The 14,351-nt window shown below is 51.9% G+C and carries 10 protein-coding genes and 1 tRNA gene; 5 read left to right on the plus strand and 6 right to left on the minus strand.

Features of this window, described 5'->3' with window-relative positions; all coding sequences use genetic code 11:
- Positions 1-19 precede the first annotated feature (19 nt).
- Positions 20-691: a hypothetical protein gene (locus tag ACORNT_RS13610; protein WP_321391879.1), complete on the plus strand. Its 672-nt coding sequence runs from the start codon at positions 20-22 to the stop codon at positions 689-691.
- Between the two features lie 39 nt (positions 692-730).
- Here ACORNT_RS13610 and pseB read toward each other — a convergent pair whose 3' ends face one another.
- Positions 731-1,765, minus strand: coding sequence for a UDP-N-acetylglucosamine 4,6-dehydratase (inverting) (pseB, locus tag ACORNT_RS13615; RefSeq protein WP_321391881.1), 1,035 nt, complete (start codon positions 1,763-1,765; stop codon positions 731-733).
- A gap of 976 nt (positions 1,766-2,741) precedes the next feature.
- On the opposite strand from pseB, the gene ACORNT_RS13620 reads away from it, so the two are divergent.
- Together ACORNT_RS13620 and ACORNT_RS13625 are read left to right on the plus strand one after the other, a co-directional pair.
- A complete protein-coding gene (locus ACORNT_RS13620) occupies positions 2,742-3,008 on the plus strand; it encodes a transcriptional regulator (protein ID WP_420717497.1) in 267 nt (88 codons plus the stop codon).
- An 80-nt stretch (positions 3,009-3,088) separates the two neighbouring features.
- Positions 3,089-4,804, plus strand: a complete 1,716-nt coding sequence (locus tag ACORNT_RS13625) for a SulP family inorganic anion transporter (RefSeq protein ID WP_321391883.1) — start codon at positions 3,089-3,091, stop codon at positions 4,802-4,804.
- A gap of 579 nt (positions 4,805-5,383) precedes the next feature.
- Here ACORNT_RS13625 and ACORNT_RS13630 read toward each other — a convergent pair.
- The 5 genes from ACORNT_RS13630 to ACORNT_RS13650 form a co-directional block, all read right to left on the minus strand.
- Positions 5,384-5,459, minus strand: a tRNA-Glu gene (locus ACORNT_RS13630).
- A 105-nt stretch (positions 5,460-5,564) separates the two neighbouring features.
- Positions 5,565-7,376 (minus strand): single-stranded-DNA-specific exonuclease RecJ, encoded by a 1,812-nt coding sequence (recJ, locus tag ACORNT_RS13635; protein ID WP_321391886.1) that lies wholly within the window; start codon positions 7,374-7,376, stop codon positions 5,565-5,567.
- Positions 7,376-8,347, minus strand: coding sequence for a class II fructose-bisphosphatase (gene glpX / locus ACORNT_RS13640; RefSeq protein WP_321391889.1), 972 nt, complete (start codon positions 8,345-8,347; stop codon positions 7,376-7,378). The genes recJ and glpX overlap by 1 nt, the downstream gene beginning before the upstream one ends.
- A gap of 92 nt (positions 8,348-8,439) precedes the next feature.
- Complete coding sequence (locus ACORNT_RS13645) at positions 8,440-9,732, minus strand: homoserine dehydrogenase (protein WP_321391892.1); 1,293 nt, start codon at positions 9,730-9,732, stop codon at positions 8,440-8,442.
- A complete protein-coding gene (locus ACORNT_RS13650; RefSeq protein WP_321391895.1) occupies positions 9,729-10,961 on the minus strand; it encodes an LL-diaminopimelate aminotransferase in 1,233 nt (410 codons plus the stop codon). Before ACORNT_RS13650 ends, ACORNT_RS13645 begins: the two co-directional genes overlap by 4 nt.
- A gap of 207 nt (positions 10,962-11,168) precedes the next feature.
- Here ACORNT_RS13650 and ACORNT_RS13655 point away from each other — a divergent pair, with 207 nt between their 5' ends.
- Both ACORNT_RS13655 and ACORNT_RS13660 read left to right on the plus strand, forming a co-directional pair.
- Positions 11,169-12,950 carry a class I poly(R)-hydroxyalkanoic acid synthase gene (locus ACORNT_RS13655; RefSeq protein WP_321391898.1) on the plus strand — a complete coding sequence of 594 codons (1,782 nt, stop codon included), beginning with the start codon at positions 11,169-11,171 and terminating at the stop codon, positions 12,948-12,950.
- A gap of 108 nt (positions 12,951-13,058) precedes the next feature.
- Complete coding sequence (locus ACORNT_RS13660) at positions 13,059-14,255, plus strand: hypothetical protein (RefSeq protein ID WP_321391901.1); 1,197 nt, start codon at positions 13,059-13,061, stop codon at positions 14,253-14,255.
- Positions 14,256-14,351 lie beyond the last annotated feature (96 nt).

The following is a 14,351-nucleotide window of genomic DNA, read 5'->3' on the forward strand; positions in this document are numbered from 1 at the left end:
AAACAAAAAAGGCAAGCTCATGAGTACACTCAAACAACATGTGATTGCACTGTCCGTTGCAATGACAGCCGGCATGATACAATCCCCGGCCCATGCCGGCAGCTCTGGCGCCTTTAAGGCCAGCACACAGGGTTTGGGCGTCGAGCTGACCACCGGCCTGTCCGACCACATGGCCTTCCGGGTCGATTTTAACTATTTTCAGTTGAGCCGGACGATGAGCGAAAGTGACATCGATTATGACCTGGACCTTGAACTAAAGAGCGTCAACTTCCTTGTCGACTACCATCCCTTTGACAATGGCTTCCGGATTACCGCCGGCGGCGTCTGGGATAAAAACAGCCTGAACGGGCAAGCAGTGGATGCCCCAACTTACAGCATTGGCGACCAGGACTACACTCAGGCAGAAGTAGGCACCCTGGCCGGCAGGATCGACTTCCGCGATGTTTCCCCCTATGTGGGGATCGGCTTCGGACATAATGTGAGAAAAGAAGGCGGCTGGAATTTCGCTGCCGACATTGGTGTGGTTTTCACTGGATCTCCCCGGGTATCCCTCACCTCCACCGGCGGGACCTTGTCCAATAACGCTACCTTCCAGGAAAATATCCTGCAAGAGCAACAGAATGTGGCCGATGGGATCGATTTTTTCCGCTATTATCCGGTGATTTCCCTGGGAGTCACCTATAGTTTCTGACCAACGGCATACAAAGCAGGAAAACCATTCCGGGCAAAGCTACATCAACTTTAATAACTCACAGAATTCCTCATCCCCCAGCCATTCCGGGTTTGTATCACTGGAATATTCAAAACCCTCGGGAACAGGCGTCGCATGTTCCTCTGTATAGAATTTATCAGACCAGAACCTGAATTGCGGTGTGATGATATAACGATCATGCAGAGCGATCGTTTGCCGGCCATCGTCCCGGGTGATCATTTGTTCATGCAATTTTTCTCCGGGCCGGATCCCTATTTCACGGATATTGAGGTCCGGGGCCAGACTCTTCGCCATATCACAAACTTTCATGCTGGGGATTTTGGGAATATATATTTCTCCCCCGTGCATCATTTCCAGACAACTGAGAACAAAATCCACTCCCTGTTGCAGGGTGATCCAAAAACGTGTCATCCGCATATCCGTCACCGGAAGATGATCCGTCCCATCCGCGATCAACTTCTGAAAAAAGGGCACGACGGAACCGCGTGAGCCCAATACATTTCCGTACCGTACGACGGAACAGGAAAAGTCCTGGTTGCCACCCAAGGCATTTGCCGCCACAAAGATCTTGTCCGAGGCCAGCTTCGAAGCACCATAAAGATTAAGCGGACTTGCTGCCTTATCAGTAGACAATGCGACAATTTTTTTAACCCCACACCCTATTGCCGCTTCCGCGAGGTTCTGGGCACCGAAAATATTGGTTTTAATACATTCGAACGGATTATATTCGGCAATGGGGACATGCTTCAGAGCCGCCGCATGAATCACATAATCCACACCACGAAGAGCCATATCCAGACGGTTTCTGTCCCTGACATCCCCGATGAAAAACCTGAGGCATTTGCTTTTGGCATGGCCTGCAAAAGACTGTTCCATCTCATATTGCTTTAATTCATCCCGGGAAAAAATAATCAGGCGTTTCAGCTTTGCGCGATCCAGCAATGTTTTGGTCAGCATTTTACCAAAGGACCCGGTACCCCCCGTAATCATCAGAGTAGAACCATCTAGAAAATCCAGATCGGTTTCAAAAGAACGGATTACTTTTGTGCTCATATAAAAGCCCTATCTTTTTTCAAAAATCCACCATGTAGCATTGTCCATACCGGTCATTGCCTTCCATTCGAAACCATAACCGAGGCATTTGAGATCCGGGAAACTTTCAAGCCAGAAGTATACATGGACTAACGACTGATATACTTCTCAAAATTACTTAGTTAAGAGACATATCATAAGGATATTTGTCAATCACACGCTTCATGTCATGATCTAAACAATAGTTACAGGATGTAAAGTATAGTAGAAAATTAAATGAAATCAAAATGATAAAAGACACTACGTGGTCTTAGTAGAGGATTGACCGACTCAGTGAGACCCGAGTCAAGAACCAGGTTGAACCGCCCCGGTATTACCGGAGGCTCCTACTTCTGAGTAAAAGGAGCCATCACAGATCAGTCTGAAAACAATCCCAAAAATGACAAAGGTAACAGCTCAAAGCATGTAGCTGCATAACAATACCCTGAGCATAAATCACTCGCATTCTCCTTGTTTCGGCCCCGACTTTCGGGGCTATTCTTTTTCTCTATTCCCTGAATTTCGTACAATCTTCTCATGAAAAATAAGCGATCTACCGCCCTCCAGGTAACCTCTGGAGAGCGGAATCAATCCGTAGTGACTAAATCACCCGCAACCACTTGTCGGGTTTCATGTGAGTATAGTTGCGGGGCGTAGGATGTTTTGATGCGGGGCGCGGGAAAGGCGCAGAGGTCCTGGAGTTATTGAAAAGTGTGGGGCGTACAGCAAGATAAAAGCAAGCGTAGCTCGGATGTGATACCGCCTTATTTCATAAGGAGTTAACGGGGGTCAGAGGGAAAAATATCACGCCCCGCACATATTTCAGACACCGCCGATGCGCCCCGGGTACAGGGTACGAATGAGTCTTTTATGTGTGCTTTATCAATAATTATGTTTTAAACATCATAATCTTTGTTTTATATATACATATGCAATTAAAAATCAGAAAGCCTACAGAATGATTACCTCATCACAGATTCGGGCCGCCCGGGCATTACTGGGTATAGGCCAAAAGGAATTGGCTGAACTCTCCGATGTGTCACTGCCCACGATCCAGCGCATGGAAGGCAGTCAGGGCAATGTCCGCAGCGTCGTCTCCTCGTTGTCGAAAGTAGTAGACGCTCTGGAGCGAGCCGGAATTGAACTTATCGGTGAAAACACCCAAAGCCCCTCCGGGGGAAGAGGAGTTCGTCTGAAAGAACCTGTCCGAGACCTCTCAGCATAAATGATTTTTCTTCACACGACGGTGACCGCCGACAGATGCCGACGAAGCCGCCGCCTTAAAACAAAGGCCGCCGCAAAAAAATGACCACGAAAGATACGACAAAACAACTTGTCACTTCCCCAAGCTTCACAGAACTGTTCACGCCAAAAATCATAACTATCCTGAAAGAAGGATATAGTCTCCGGCATTTGCGGTCCGACGCCATTGCCGGGCTCACAGTCGCCATCGTCGCCATTCCTCTGTCCATGGCCATCGCCATTGCCTCCGGGGCTACTCCCGCCCAGGGGCTGTACACGGCAATCATTGGCGGATTTTTCGTTTCTTTACTGGGCGGAAGCCGGTTCCAGATTGGCGGTCCTGCCGGGGCTTTTATTGTGCTGGTGGCTGCAACGGTTCAGGCTCATGGCATGGATGGCCTGCTGCTTGCGACCATAATCTCGGGAATGCTCCTGCTGGCCATCGGCTATTTGCGCATGGGAACATTTATCAAATTTATCCCCTATCCGGTGACAGTAGGGTTCACAGCAGGCATCGCTGTCATCATTTTTGCCAGTCAGATCAAGGAACTTATGGGACTGACTCTGTCGGCCCCGGAACCGGGACCAATGCTTGAGAAACTTCCTGTGCTCTGGGAAAGCCTGCCCACAGTGGAACCAATGACACTCGGTCTTTCCCTATTCACGGTCCTGGCGATCACAGTTCTCAAACAATATCGTCCTGCCTGGCCCGGTCTCCTCATGACAGTCGCCTTTGCTGCTGCTGCCACAGCATTGCTTGATCTGCCTGTTGAAACCATCGGCTCCAGGTTCGGTGGCATCCCCGGCAACCTGCCGATGCCGACCCTGCCGGAGGTTAGTATGGCAAAATTCATGGCTGTGCTTCCCAACGCCGTTGCCTTTGCCCTGCTCGGCTCCATCGAATCCCTGCTTTCCGCCGTTGTGGCGGACGGCATGACCGGAAGAAGGCATCGTTCCAACTGCGAACTTGTGGCACAGGGTGTCGCCAATATAGCCTCCGGCCTGTTCGGCGGGATCTGTGTCACAGGCACCATTGCCCGGACTGCAACAAACATACGCGCCGGCGCACACGGCCCTGTCGCTGGAATGTTGCACGCGCTCTTCCTGCTCCTGTTCATCCTTGTCGCCGCACCATTGGCAAGTTATATCCCGCTGGCCAGCCTGGCGGGCGTCCTCGCCATCGTTGCCTGGAACATGATTGAGAAACATGCCTTCCTTACCCTTCTTAAGGCGTCCCGTGGAGATGCCGCCGTATTGATGACGACTTTTTTGCTGACGACATTCAGGGATCTTACCGAAGCCATTGTTGTCGGCTTTGCCCTGGGATCCGTCCTGTTTATTTACCGGATGTCAAAGACCACAGCCATTGAAACCCATATTCCGTTTGTTGCGGATGACAGGGCAGATGATGAAAATAACGAGCGAGAACCTTACGATCAAACTGCAGCAACAGACCCGGACGTTGTCGTTTATCGCATCTCCGGCGCTTTCTTTTTTGGGGCAGCAGCATCTATCGGATCGGTTCTGGATAGAATTGGAGACAGCAACAAGGTCTTCATTATTGATTTCAGTACAGTACCTTTCCTTGACTCAACAGCGGCAAGCACACTTGAGGGACTTGCTCATAAAGTTCAACGCCAGGGGACAGAACTTTACTTTTCCGGCACATCTTCCAGTGTAAGAAAAGATTTGACAGCTTTTGGGCTCACGCCCCCGCTAGTTCGCTATGAACCATCCGTGGAGGATGTAACTGCAAAACGCCATATAAGCGACACCTGATATCCACCATTGAACCTGGGCAAAACAGGCGAATACAAATGCGGGAGAAATTGTATTCGCAGGTTAACGGGCAAAAGCTCTCTAGATCAAAACTTTATCACAATCCCCAATAATAAAGTGAATACAGGGGAGTCAGAGGCGAATATATGAAAGTTAAACGCATCCCAAATGCTTAGGATCTAAAAAGCACCGGATTGTATTCTTCAGAAGGTGCATGGGGTGTGGCTGTATTCGCTTTTCCCTTTTTTAGGGGAAATAGCCGATTGAAGAGGACGCGATCAGAGATCGTTTCAGGCGCGTGAGAAACGAGTTCAACCTTCCTGAACACATCAAAGCCTCACGGACTTCGAAAGAATGCTGTAAACATGCTTCTGGAAGCTGGGTGCACCGAAGCAGAGACATCTGCCGTGACCGGTCAAACTCTCCAAATCATCCAGGAATATGCGCGGAAAGTGAACCGAAAAAAACTCTCCGAAGCTGCAATTCTGAAGCTCGAAAAATCTTGAAAAATGGGAAACATTTTGTGGAAAGTGGGAAACATTGGACCACCCTTTCCGCTAACTTATTGAAAGGAAAGGATGGTGACCCCTACGGGACTCGAACCCGTGTTTCCGCCGTGAAAGGGCGGCGTCCTAGACCACTAGACGAAGGGGCCAACTTGGCTTGGTGAGGTGGTTTCTAACCGTTTCACCGGGTCCGGTCAATAGCTATTTCCCAAAAAAATGACTTTTTTGTAAAATCGCCCGGCAAGCCTTTGTGATCAGCGGACCGGCGCCGCATCATCAATAAAGATTTCCGCTGTGGTCCGCCCGTTCCAGCTGTTATTTTTCAGGGTTCCGGCCACATGGATCATCTGTCCGCGGGATCCCAGGATCAATTGCCCGAGCGGCTGTTCCGCCGACCGGAAGGCCATGCCCTTGATGGTGACACCGTCCCGTCCCTGCAGCGAACATTTGACATGGTCCTGCCCCACAACATCGGCATAGGTCACTTTCATATGGGACAGCGCAAAGCGCGGCTGGGCATTGCCCTGGCCGTAGGGACCAACCCGGTTGAGTTCCTCTACCAGTTCCGGACGCACCGCCGAAGCCGCCAGCGCCCCATCCAGCTTAAGGCTCAGGCCCTGCAGCGCCTCATCCACATACTGGCCAAGACGTTGGGCCAGAAATTCCTCGAATTCTTCCAGAAGCTCGCCGGACACGGTCAGGCCGGCCGCCATGGCATGGCCGCCGCCATTGATCAGCAGATCCTGCTGACGGGCCGCCGTCACCGCCGCCCCCAGGTCCACACCGGGGATGGAGCGGCCGGAACCCTTGCCGATACCATGCTCGTCAATGCCAATGACAAAAGTGGGGCGCTGATAGAGTTCCTTGAGCCGGCCGGCAACAATACCGATCACTCCCGGGTGCCAGCCGTCGCCATGGGCGATAATCACCGGCGGGACCATGCCCCCGGGACCTATTTTGGCCGCCACCTGTTGTTTTGCCTGTTCCAGCACCATCATTTCGATGGCCTGGCGTTCTGCGTTATACTGGTGCAGTTCCCGCGCCAGCATGTTGGCATGAACGCTGTCATTGGTGCTGAGTATTTCATAACCGGTTTCGCAGCGTCCGACCCGTCCGCCGGCATTGACCCGGGGGCCGATCAGGAAACCCGCATGATAGGTTCCAGGGGCCTCTGTGGTGCCGCAGACGTCCATCAGGGCATTGATCCCCATATTGCCACGCCGGGCCATGATTTTCAGTCCCTGGGACACCAGCGCCCGGTTAATACCCTTGAGCGGCACAACATCACAGATGGTGCCAAGGGCCACAAGGTCGAGCCAGCTCATGAGGTCCGGCTCGTTAAGACCCTGCTCGTCGTACCAGCCACGTTTCCGCAGTTCCCGGCTCAAGCCGACAATCACCAGAAAAGACACTCCGATAGCGGCAAGCTGCCCATAGCCGTCTACTTCATCAAGCCGGTTGGGATTGACCACCGCCACGGCTTTCGGCAAAGCCGGCTCTGCCTGGTGATGATCGACCACAATCACCTCGAGGCCTGCGTCCGCTGCGATCTCCAGCGGATCGAAAGAGACAATGCCGCAGTCCACGGTCACCACCAGTTGGGCGCCCTGCTCTTTCAGTTTCAGGAAGGCCTCCGCATTGGGGCCATACCCCTCTTTCATGCGGTCGGGAATATAAACCAGGAGATCCCGGTTCTGGGCAGTGAAGAACCGCCGGAACAGCGCCGAAGATGTTGCCCCGTCCACATCATAGTCACCAAAGACGGCAACCTTATCATTGTTAATGATGGCGTCCGCCAGTCGCTGACAGGCCAGGTCCATATCCCTGAAGACAGACGGGTCAGGCAGACTGTCGCGAAGGGTGGGGTTAAGAAACTGCGGCGCCTCCTCTATGGAAACGCCGCGCCCCACAACAACACGGGCGACGATTTCGGAGACGCTATTCTGTTGGCTGATCGCCTGGACTTCACGATATTCAGCGGGCCTGACTTTCCAGGCCCGCCCCGTGACAGACTTTTCCACACCGAGCAGATATTCACTCTGTTCCGTGTCAAAAGTCCCTGTCATCAGCTTTTCTTGCGATGATGTTCGCCCTTGATCCAGCGCACGGTTTTGGTCTTGGACCGCATAACGACAGAATCAGTGGTGTATTTTTTACCGTCGGCAGAGCTGTGAACACCGCGCAGCATGGTGCCGTCGGTCACACCGGTCGCGGCAAAAATCACCTCGCCACTAGCCAGGTCTTCCGTGCTGTATTTACGGTCCAGATCCTCGATACCCCATTTGCGGGCGCGGCCACGTTCGTCATCGTTTCTGAACAACAGGCGTCCCTGCATCTGGCCACCGATACAGCGCAGGGCTGCCGCCGCCAGAACACCTTCCGGTGCGCCGCCAGACCCCATGTAGATGTCGACACTGGTTTCCGGGTTGGTGGTGGCGATTACACCGGCCACATCCCCGTCACCGATCAGCTTGATGCGGGCACCGGATTCGCGCACGGCCTTGATCAGGTCGGCATGACGCGGCCGATCAAGAATACAGACCAGCATATCGCTGACGGACCGGCCTTTGGCATCGGCCACGGCTTTGATATTTTCCGCCGGTGTTTTGTCCAGATCGACAATGCCTTCCGGCAGGCCAGGGCCAACTGCGATCTTGTCCATATAAACATCCGGCGCGTTCAGCATGTGACCTTCTTCAGACAGGGCAATAACAGCCAGTGAATTCTGGTCAGCCTTGGCTGCAATGGTCGTGCCTTCCAGCGGGTCAAGCGCAATATCCACTTTCGGTCCGTTTCCGGTGCCGACTTCTTCACCGATATAGAGCATCGGCGCCTCGTCACGTTCGCCTTCGCCGATCACAACCCGGCCCTGGATATCCATTTTATTTAAGCCTTTCCGCATGGCATCCACGGCTGCGGCGTCAGCTGCCTTCTCATCACCTTTACCCACCAGTTTGGCGGCAGCCACTGCAGCGGCCTCGGTTACCCGGACAAGTTCGAGGACAAACAGACGGTCCAAATTTGATTCAAACGACATAAGATCACAATTCCTTTATCTATGCTTTCCCAATATATTTCATTGTCTTTAAGCGTGAGACTATTCCTTTACGGAGCATTTTTCAAATTGTCTCACAAATTTTCAATACGAATAGCCAGCGGCTCTTCCTGCACGGAGGAAAGCGCTCCGATCCCGGCCAGGGCCTCTGACAGGACTTTTTCCTGTATTTTGTGTGTCACCAGAACAATATATACTGAACCATCCTGTTCATGCCCCTTCTGCAGCATGACATCAAGTGAAACATTATGATCTTTCAACACAGATGTAATATCCGCAATCACTCCGGACTTTTCCTGAACATGAAGGCGAATATAGTAAGCCCCTTCATGCTCGCTGATCGAAACCGGTTTTGCCTTGGTGAGCTGGTCGGCCGGGACAAAGAACGCGGGACCACTATGGCCGCGGGCGATATCGATGATATCCGCAACCACCGCCGAAGCTGTCGGCCCCTGGCCTGCCCCCCGTCCCTGATAGAACGTCCGGTCAATAAAGTCGCCTTCCGCAACAACCGCATTGAAAGCCTCTTCGACCTGGGCGATGGGCTCTTCGACTTTTACCATAGCCGGGTGCACCCGCTGCTCCAGCCCCTTATCGGTAAGACGGGAAATTCCCAGAAGCTTGATACGGTATCCGATTTCGCGGGCATACTCGATATCGACTGCTTCAATGCGCCGAATGCCCTCTGTATAGACATGATCAAAATCTGTCTCGGTGGCAAAGGCGACACTTGAGAGAATAGCCAGCTTGTGCGCTGTATCGATACCGTCCACATCAAAGGTGGGGTCGGCTTCCGCATAACCCAGACGCTGGGCCTCGGCCAGAACCTCGTCAAAGCCCTGCCCCTTGGCTTCCATGGTCGTCAGGATATAGTTACAGGTGCCATTGAGGATACCGTAAACCAGATTGAGCCTGTTGGCCGCCAATCCCTCACCGATGGCCTTGATAATCGGAATACCGCCGGCGACAGCTGCCTCATAGCGGACTGCAACACCGGCTTCCTGCGCCGCATTGGCCAGAGTCGCACCATGATGGGCGATCAGGGCCTTGTTGGCGGTGACAAAGGATTTACCGCTGGCAATGGATTTCTGCGCCAGTTCCTTGGCAATCCCGTCAGAGCCGCCAATCAGTTCGACAACCACATCGACATCGTCCAGACCGGCAAAATCCAGCGCATTGTCGAACCACTGATAACCGGTGAGGTCCACACCCCGGTCACGGACCCGGTTATTGGCGGACACGGCCACAATTTCAATCGCCCGGCCACAACGGGACTGGATGAGGTCCTTGTGTGTTTCAAGGATCTTCACGACACCGACACCGACTGTTCCCAGACCGGCAACTGCAATTCTCAACGGATTACTCACTTGTTTTCTTCCCTGTCTTTCAGGTGCTGTCTGGATTCCTCCAGATATTCGTCACTCTTCGACATAAAGCGTTTGATATTGCGGACCGCCTGGCGGATACGCTGTTCATTTTCCACAATGGCAATACGCACATAGCCTTCGCCATATTCGCCGAAACCAATCCCTGGCGAGACCGCGACCTGGGCATGGGTCAAAAGCTGTTTGGAAAACTCCATGCAGCCTACTTCTTTCCACGCCTCGGGGATCGGCGCCCAGGCAAACATGGTCGCTTTTGGCGTCGGAATGGGCCAGCCGGCGGCATCGAGCCCCTGCACCAGGACATCCCGCCGGACTTTGTAAATGGCGCGCACTTCATCAATATAGTCCTGCGGCCCGTTCAGAGCGGCTGTCGCTGCCACCTGGATCGGTGTGAAGGCGCCGTAGTCCAGATAGGATTTCACCCGGGTCAGGGCGCTGATCAGTTTTTCATTGCCTGCGGCAAAACCGATACGCCAGCCGGCCATGGAATAGGTTTTGCTGAGGGAGGTGAATTCCACTGCAATATCCTTGGCCCCCTCTACCTGCAGGATAGACGGCGGCGGTGTGTCATCAAAATAAATTTCCGAGTAGGCCAGGTCAGACAGCACGTAAACGCCGTGCTTGCGGGCAAAGGCCACTACTTTCTCATAAAAGCTCAGATCAACCACTTCGGCCGTCGGATTGGACGGATAATTGAGCACCAGGGCCAGCGGTTTCGGCACGCTGTGGCGCACGGCCTGCTCCAGGTTTTCCATGAAGTTGTCCTGGGTACCCGGCGGCAGGTGGCGAATTGTCGCCCCGGCAATAATGAACCCGAAATGATGAATGGGGTATGTCGGATTGGGTACAAGGATCACATCACCCGGTGCAGTGATCGCCTGGGCCAGGTTCGCAAGTCCTTCCTTGGAACCCAGGGTAACGATCGTCTCGCTGTCCGGATTGAGCGTCACATCAAACCGCCGTTTGTAATAACCGCAAAGCGCCTTGCGCAGTCCGGGAATCCCTTTGGACGCGGAATAGCGATGGGCTTTGGGATCAGGCAGGGTCGCAACCAGCTTGTCGAGGACATGCTGTGGCGGCACCAGATCCGGGTTACCCATACCAAGGTCAATGATGTCTTCTCCGGCCGCTCGCGCCTTTGCTTTCATCGCATTGACTTCAGCAAAAACATAGGGCGGTAATCTTTTGATCCGGTAGAATTCTGACTCCATTGGAAACTCGCTTAAGTTATCTAAAATTGGCCGGCCATTTCCGGCAGGCCATCTCTTTAGCAGTTATTTGACATCTCGAAAACATTCATTCATCGAAAATATGAAAAAAATAGGAAAAAACTCTGTCATAAGAATGGCAAGGAACATAAAATATCATGAGGCGCCAAAATCAGTCATTAAACCACAGGATAATCACGGAGGATATTTATGGACAAGGAAATGCCGGATATGGAGCAATTTGCTGAAAACATGAAGGCATATACGGAGAAATTTCAGAAGCTGGCAACCGAGTTTCTGGAAAAACATAAAGATCACTCCGGTCCTGCAGATCCTGACCCCCTTAACCTGTCCGGCGCGATGATGGAAATGACCAAATATTTTGCTGAAAACCCCGAGCAAATTGTCAAAAAACAGGTCAACCTGTGGAAGGACTATATGAAGCTGTGGCAGACAACGGCTAAAAAGATGGCCGGAGAACAGGACGTGGAGCCGATCACGCGTCCGGAACGGGACGACCGCAGGTTCAAAGACAAGGAATGGGAAGAAAACCAGGTCTTCGATTATATCAAACAGTCCTATCTGCTGACCTCCAAGTGGATTGAAGATCTTGTCAATGAAAACCCGTCGGCCGACAGCCACGAGGGACAGAAGCTGAAATTCTATGCCCGGCAGTTTGTTGACGCCATGTCACCGACCAACTTTGCCATGACTAACCCGGAAGTCATCCGGGAAACCATCGAAAAAAATGGCAAAAATTTGCTCAAGGGCCTTGAAAATATCGCCCGTGACATCAACCCTCAAACCGGCGAATTCAGGGTCAGCATGACTGACGAAACGGCTTTTGAACCGGGTCGAAACATCGCCAGCACCCCGGGCAAAGTTGTTTATCAGAACGAGCTGATCCAGCTGATCCAGTACACCCCGATCACGGAAAAAGTTTATAAAACCCCGATCCTGATTACCCCGCCCTGGATCAACAAATTCTATATCCTCGACCTGAGACCGGAAAACTCCCTGATCAGATGGCTGACCGAAAAGGGATATACGGTTTTTGTCATTTCCTGGAAAAACCCGGACAAAAGCATGGCTGAACTGGATTTTTCCGACTATATGACCCTTGGTCCCCTGTCCGCGCTTGGCGCCATCGAAGATGCAACCGGCGAAAAACAGGTCAACGGCGTTGGCTATTGCATTGGCGGCACCCTGCTGGCCTGTACGCTTGCGTTCCTCGGGGCCAAGGATTCCATCGATCGGTTCAAAAGCGCAACCTTCCTGGTCACCCAGGTTGACTTCAGTGAATCCGGTGAATTAAAACTTTTCGTCGATGACCGTCAACTTGCCGTGATGGAAAAGATGATGGAGGATAAAGGCTATCTGGACGGCACGACCATGTCCCAGACGTTTAATATGTTGCGCTCCAACGACCTGATCTGGTCCTTTGTGATCAATAATTATCTTCTGGGCCGGGATCCTTTCCCCTTTGACCTGCTCTACTGGAACAGCGATTCCACCCGACTGACACGGGCCTGTCACAGCCAGTACCTGAGAGAAATGTATCTCGAAAACAATCTGGTCAAACCGGGCAAGCTTGTACTCCACGACACACCCATCGATTTGTCCAACATATCAATCCCCACCTATATCCAGGCGGCACAATCCGACCATATCTGCCCGTGGAAATCAGTCTATAAAGCGACCCAGCAATTCACCGGAGAGCGGCGTTTCATGCTGGCCGGTTCCGGTCATATTGCCGGTGTCGTCAACCCGCCTTCCGCCAATAAATACAACCACTGGGTAAACCAGGAGACACCGGAAAGCTCTGATCAATGGCTGGAACAGGCGGAGGAAAAGCCCGGAAGCTGGTGGGAGGACTGGCATAAATGGCTGAAAGAAAAATCCGGCAAAAAAATCGCCGCCAGAATTCCTGGCGACGGCAAGCTTGAGGTCATTGAGGATGCACCGGGCAGTTACGTCAGAATCCGTTATTAACTTTTTTTTCAGCTCTATGTCGGAAAAGAAAATCAGATTTTTTGCTGTGAAGCACACCTCTTCTCGGGCAATCGCTACAGGGGAAGACCTAAAAACGGGGGAATTTTCATGACTGGCAACACAGGATCTGACAACAGTATTTTTATTTCAGATATCAGTCTCGACCGATATCCGGATTATCAGGAACTGTCGGCAATCGTTGACGGTGAAAAAGTCTGGTTCCGGTTTCCGGCAGATATTCCCCTGAGGGCAAGGCCGGAGGCTTTTATTCCCTTCTGCCTCTTTGACGCCATGCTGCGCGATATTCCCATCACTATTGATCCAGCTTTTCCCGTCTCAGAGGATTTTCTTCGCGGTTTTGAAGAGATACAAAATATCTACACCTGCTGGAACAGCGACCTGAACCCTGTAGAGCTGATCGCGGAAACCGGCACTCCGGATCAGAAAAGTAATGATGTTTATTGTTGCTATTCCGGTGGAATCGACAGCAGTTACAGTTATGCCAAGCACAGAAAGCGCATAACACACCTTCTAGTTCTAAAAGGAATGGATGCCTGCCGAAGTGACGAAGAATGGCAGAAATGTGTCGCTGATCGCCAGAGATTTGCCGACGCGGAAGGTAAAAAACTGATCGAGATTTCCCACAATGCCATTGAGTTTTTGCACAAACGAAACCTGCACTGGGTCCCGGTAACCGGCAGCATTCTCGCCTGCCTCGGCGTTACCCTCAACGCACAAACGTTTTTTATCCCTTCTTCTAATACCTACAAAGACCTGTTTCCCTGCGGCTCCCATCCCCTGACGGACACTCAATGGAGTACAGATAACACCACCATCATCCATGATGGACTGGAAGCCAGTCGAAGCTACAAAACGGAATTTATAGCGCATTACCAGGAACTTCTCGACCAGCTACAGGTGTGCTGTTATTCCCAGTGTGACAATTGCGGCAATTGTTCCAAATGTGTCAGAACATCAGTCATTCTTTATGTCCTGGGTAAAAAATCCAGAAGCCTGCCGGACTTCAGCATCCATGGTGATCTGGACCAGATGAAACCGGTAGATTCCGGCACCCTGACCTATATGGACGATTTCATCACCTTCATGCACAAACACGGTCGGCATGATCTGATGAAAAAGCTCATAAAGATGAAAAGAAAATATATTATCTCATACAATATGGCGTTGCTGGGCAAAACAATCCTGGGCAGCCGCGGCAGGAAATTGAAACAAAATCTGTTCCCCAAGCCGTGGGCGGCCTACCGGACGGGACTGACGCCCCGAAATTCAATTCTCGACGACTGACAGGCAGTGAAATAGCACACCGGGGATCATCACAAACAATTTATCAGCTTTGTTGATAATTAATAAACCTATTATGGTCTAATATATTCGAAATAA

Origin of the sequence: Emcibacter sp. (assembly GCF_963675455.1) — a bacterium.
Classification (GTDB): domain Bacteria; phylum Pseudomonadota; class Alphaproteobacteria; order Sphingomonadales; family Emcibacteraceae; genus Emcibacter.

Bases quoted from the DNA above. Each gene is read 5' to 3' on its own strand.
- glpX (WP_321391889.1), bottom strand. From the start codon at position 8,347: ATGTCGTTTGAATCAAATTTGGACCGTCTGTTTGTCCTCGAACTTGTC.
- ACORNT_RS13610 (WP_321391879.1), top strand. From the start codon at position 20: ATGAGTACACTCAAACAACATGTGATTGCACTGTCCGTTGCAATGACA.
- pseB (WP_321391881.1), bottom strand. From the start codon at position 1,765: ATGAGCACAAAAGTAATCCGTTCTTTTGAAACCGATCTGGATTTTCTA.
- ACORNT_RS13650 (WP_321391895.1), bottom strand. From the start codon at position 10,961: ATGGAGTCAGAATTCTACCGGATCAAAAGATTACCGCCCTATGTTTTT.
- recJ (WP_321391886.1), bottom strand. From the start codon at position 7,376: ATGACAGGGACTTTTGACACGGAACAGAGTGAATATCTGCTCGGTGTG.
- ACORNT_RS13655 (WP_321391898.1), top strand. From the start codon at position 11,169: ATGGACAAGGAAATGCCGGATATGGAGCAATTTGCTGAAAACATGAAG.
- ACORNT_RS13660 (WP_321391901.1), top strand. From the start codon at position 13,059: ATGACTGGCAACACAGGATCTGACAACAGTATTTTTATTTCAGATATC.
- ACORNT_RS13620 (WP_420717497.1), top strand. From the start codon at position 2,742: ATGATTACCTCATCACAGATTCGGGCCGCCCGGGCATTACTGGGTATA.
- ACORNT_RS13625 (WP_321391883.1), top strand. From the start codon at position 3,089: ATGACCACGAAAGATACGACAAAACAACTTGTCACTTCCCCAAGCTTC.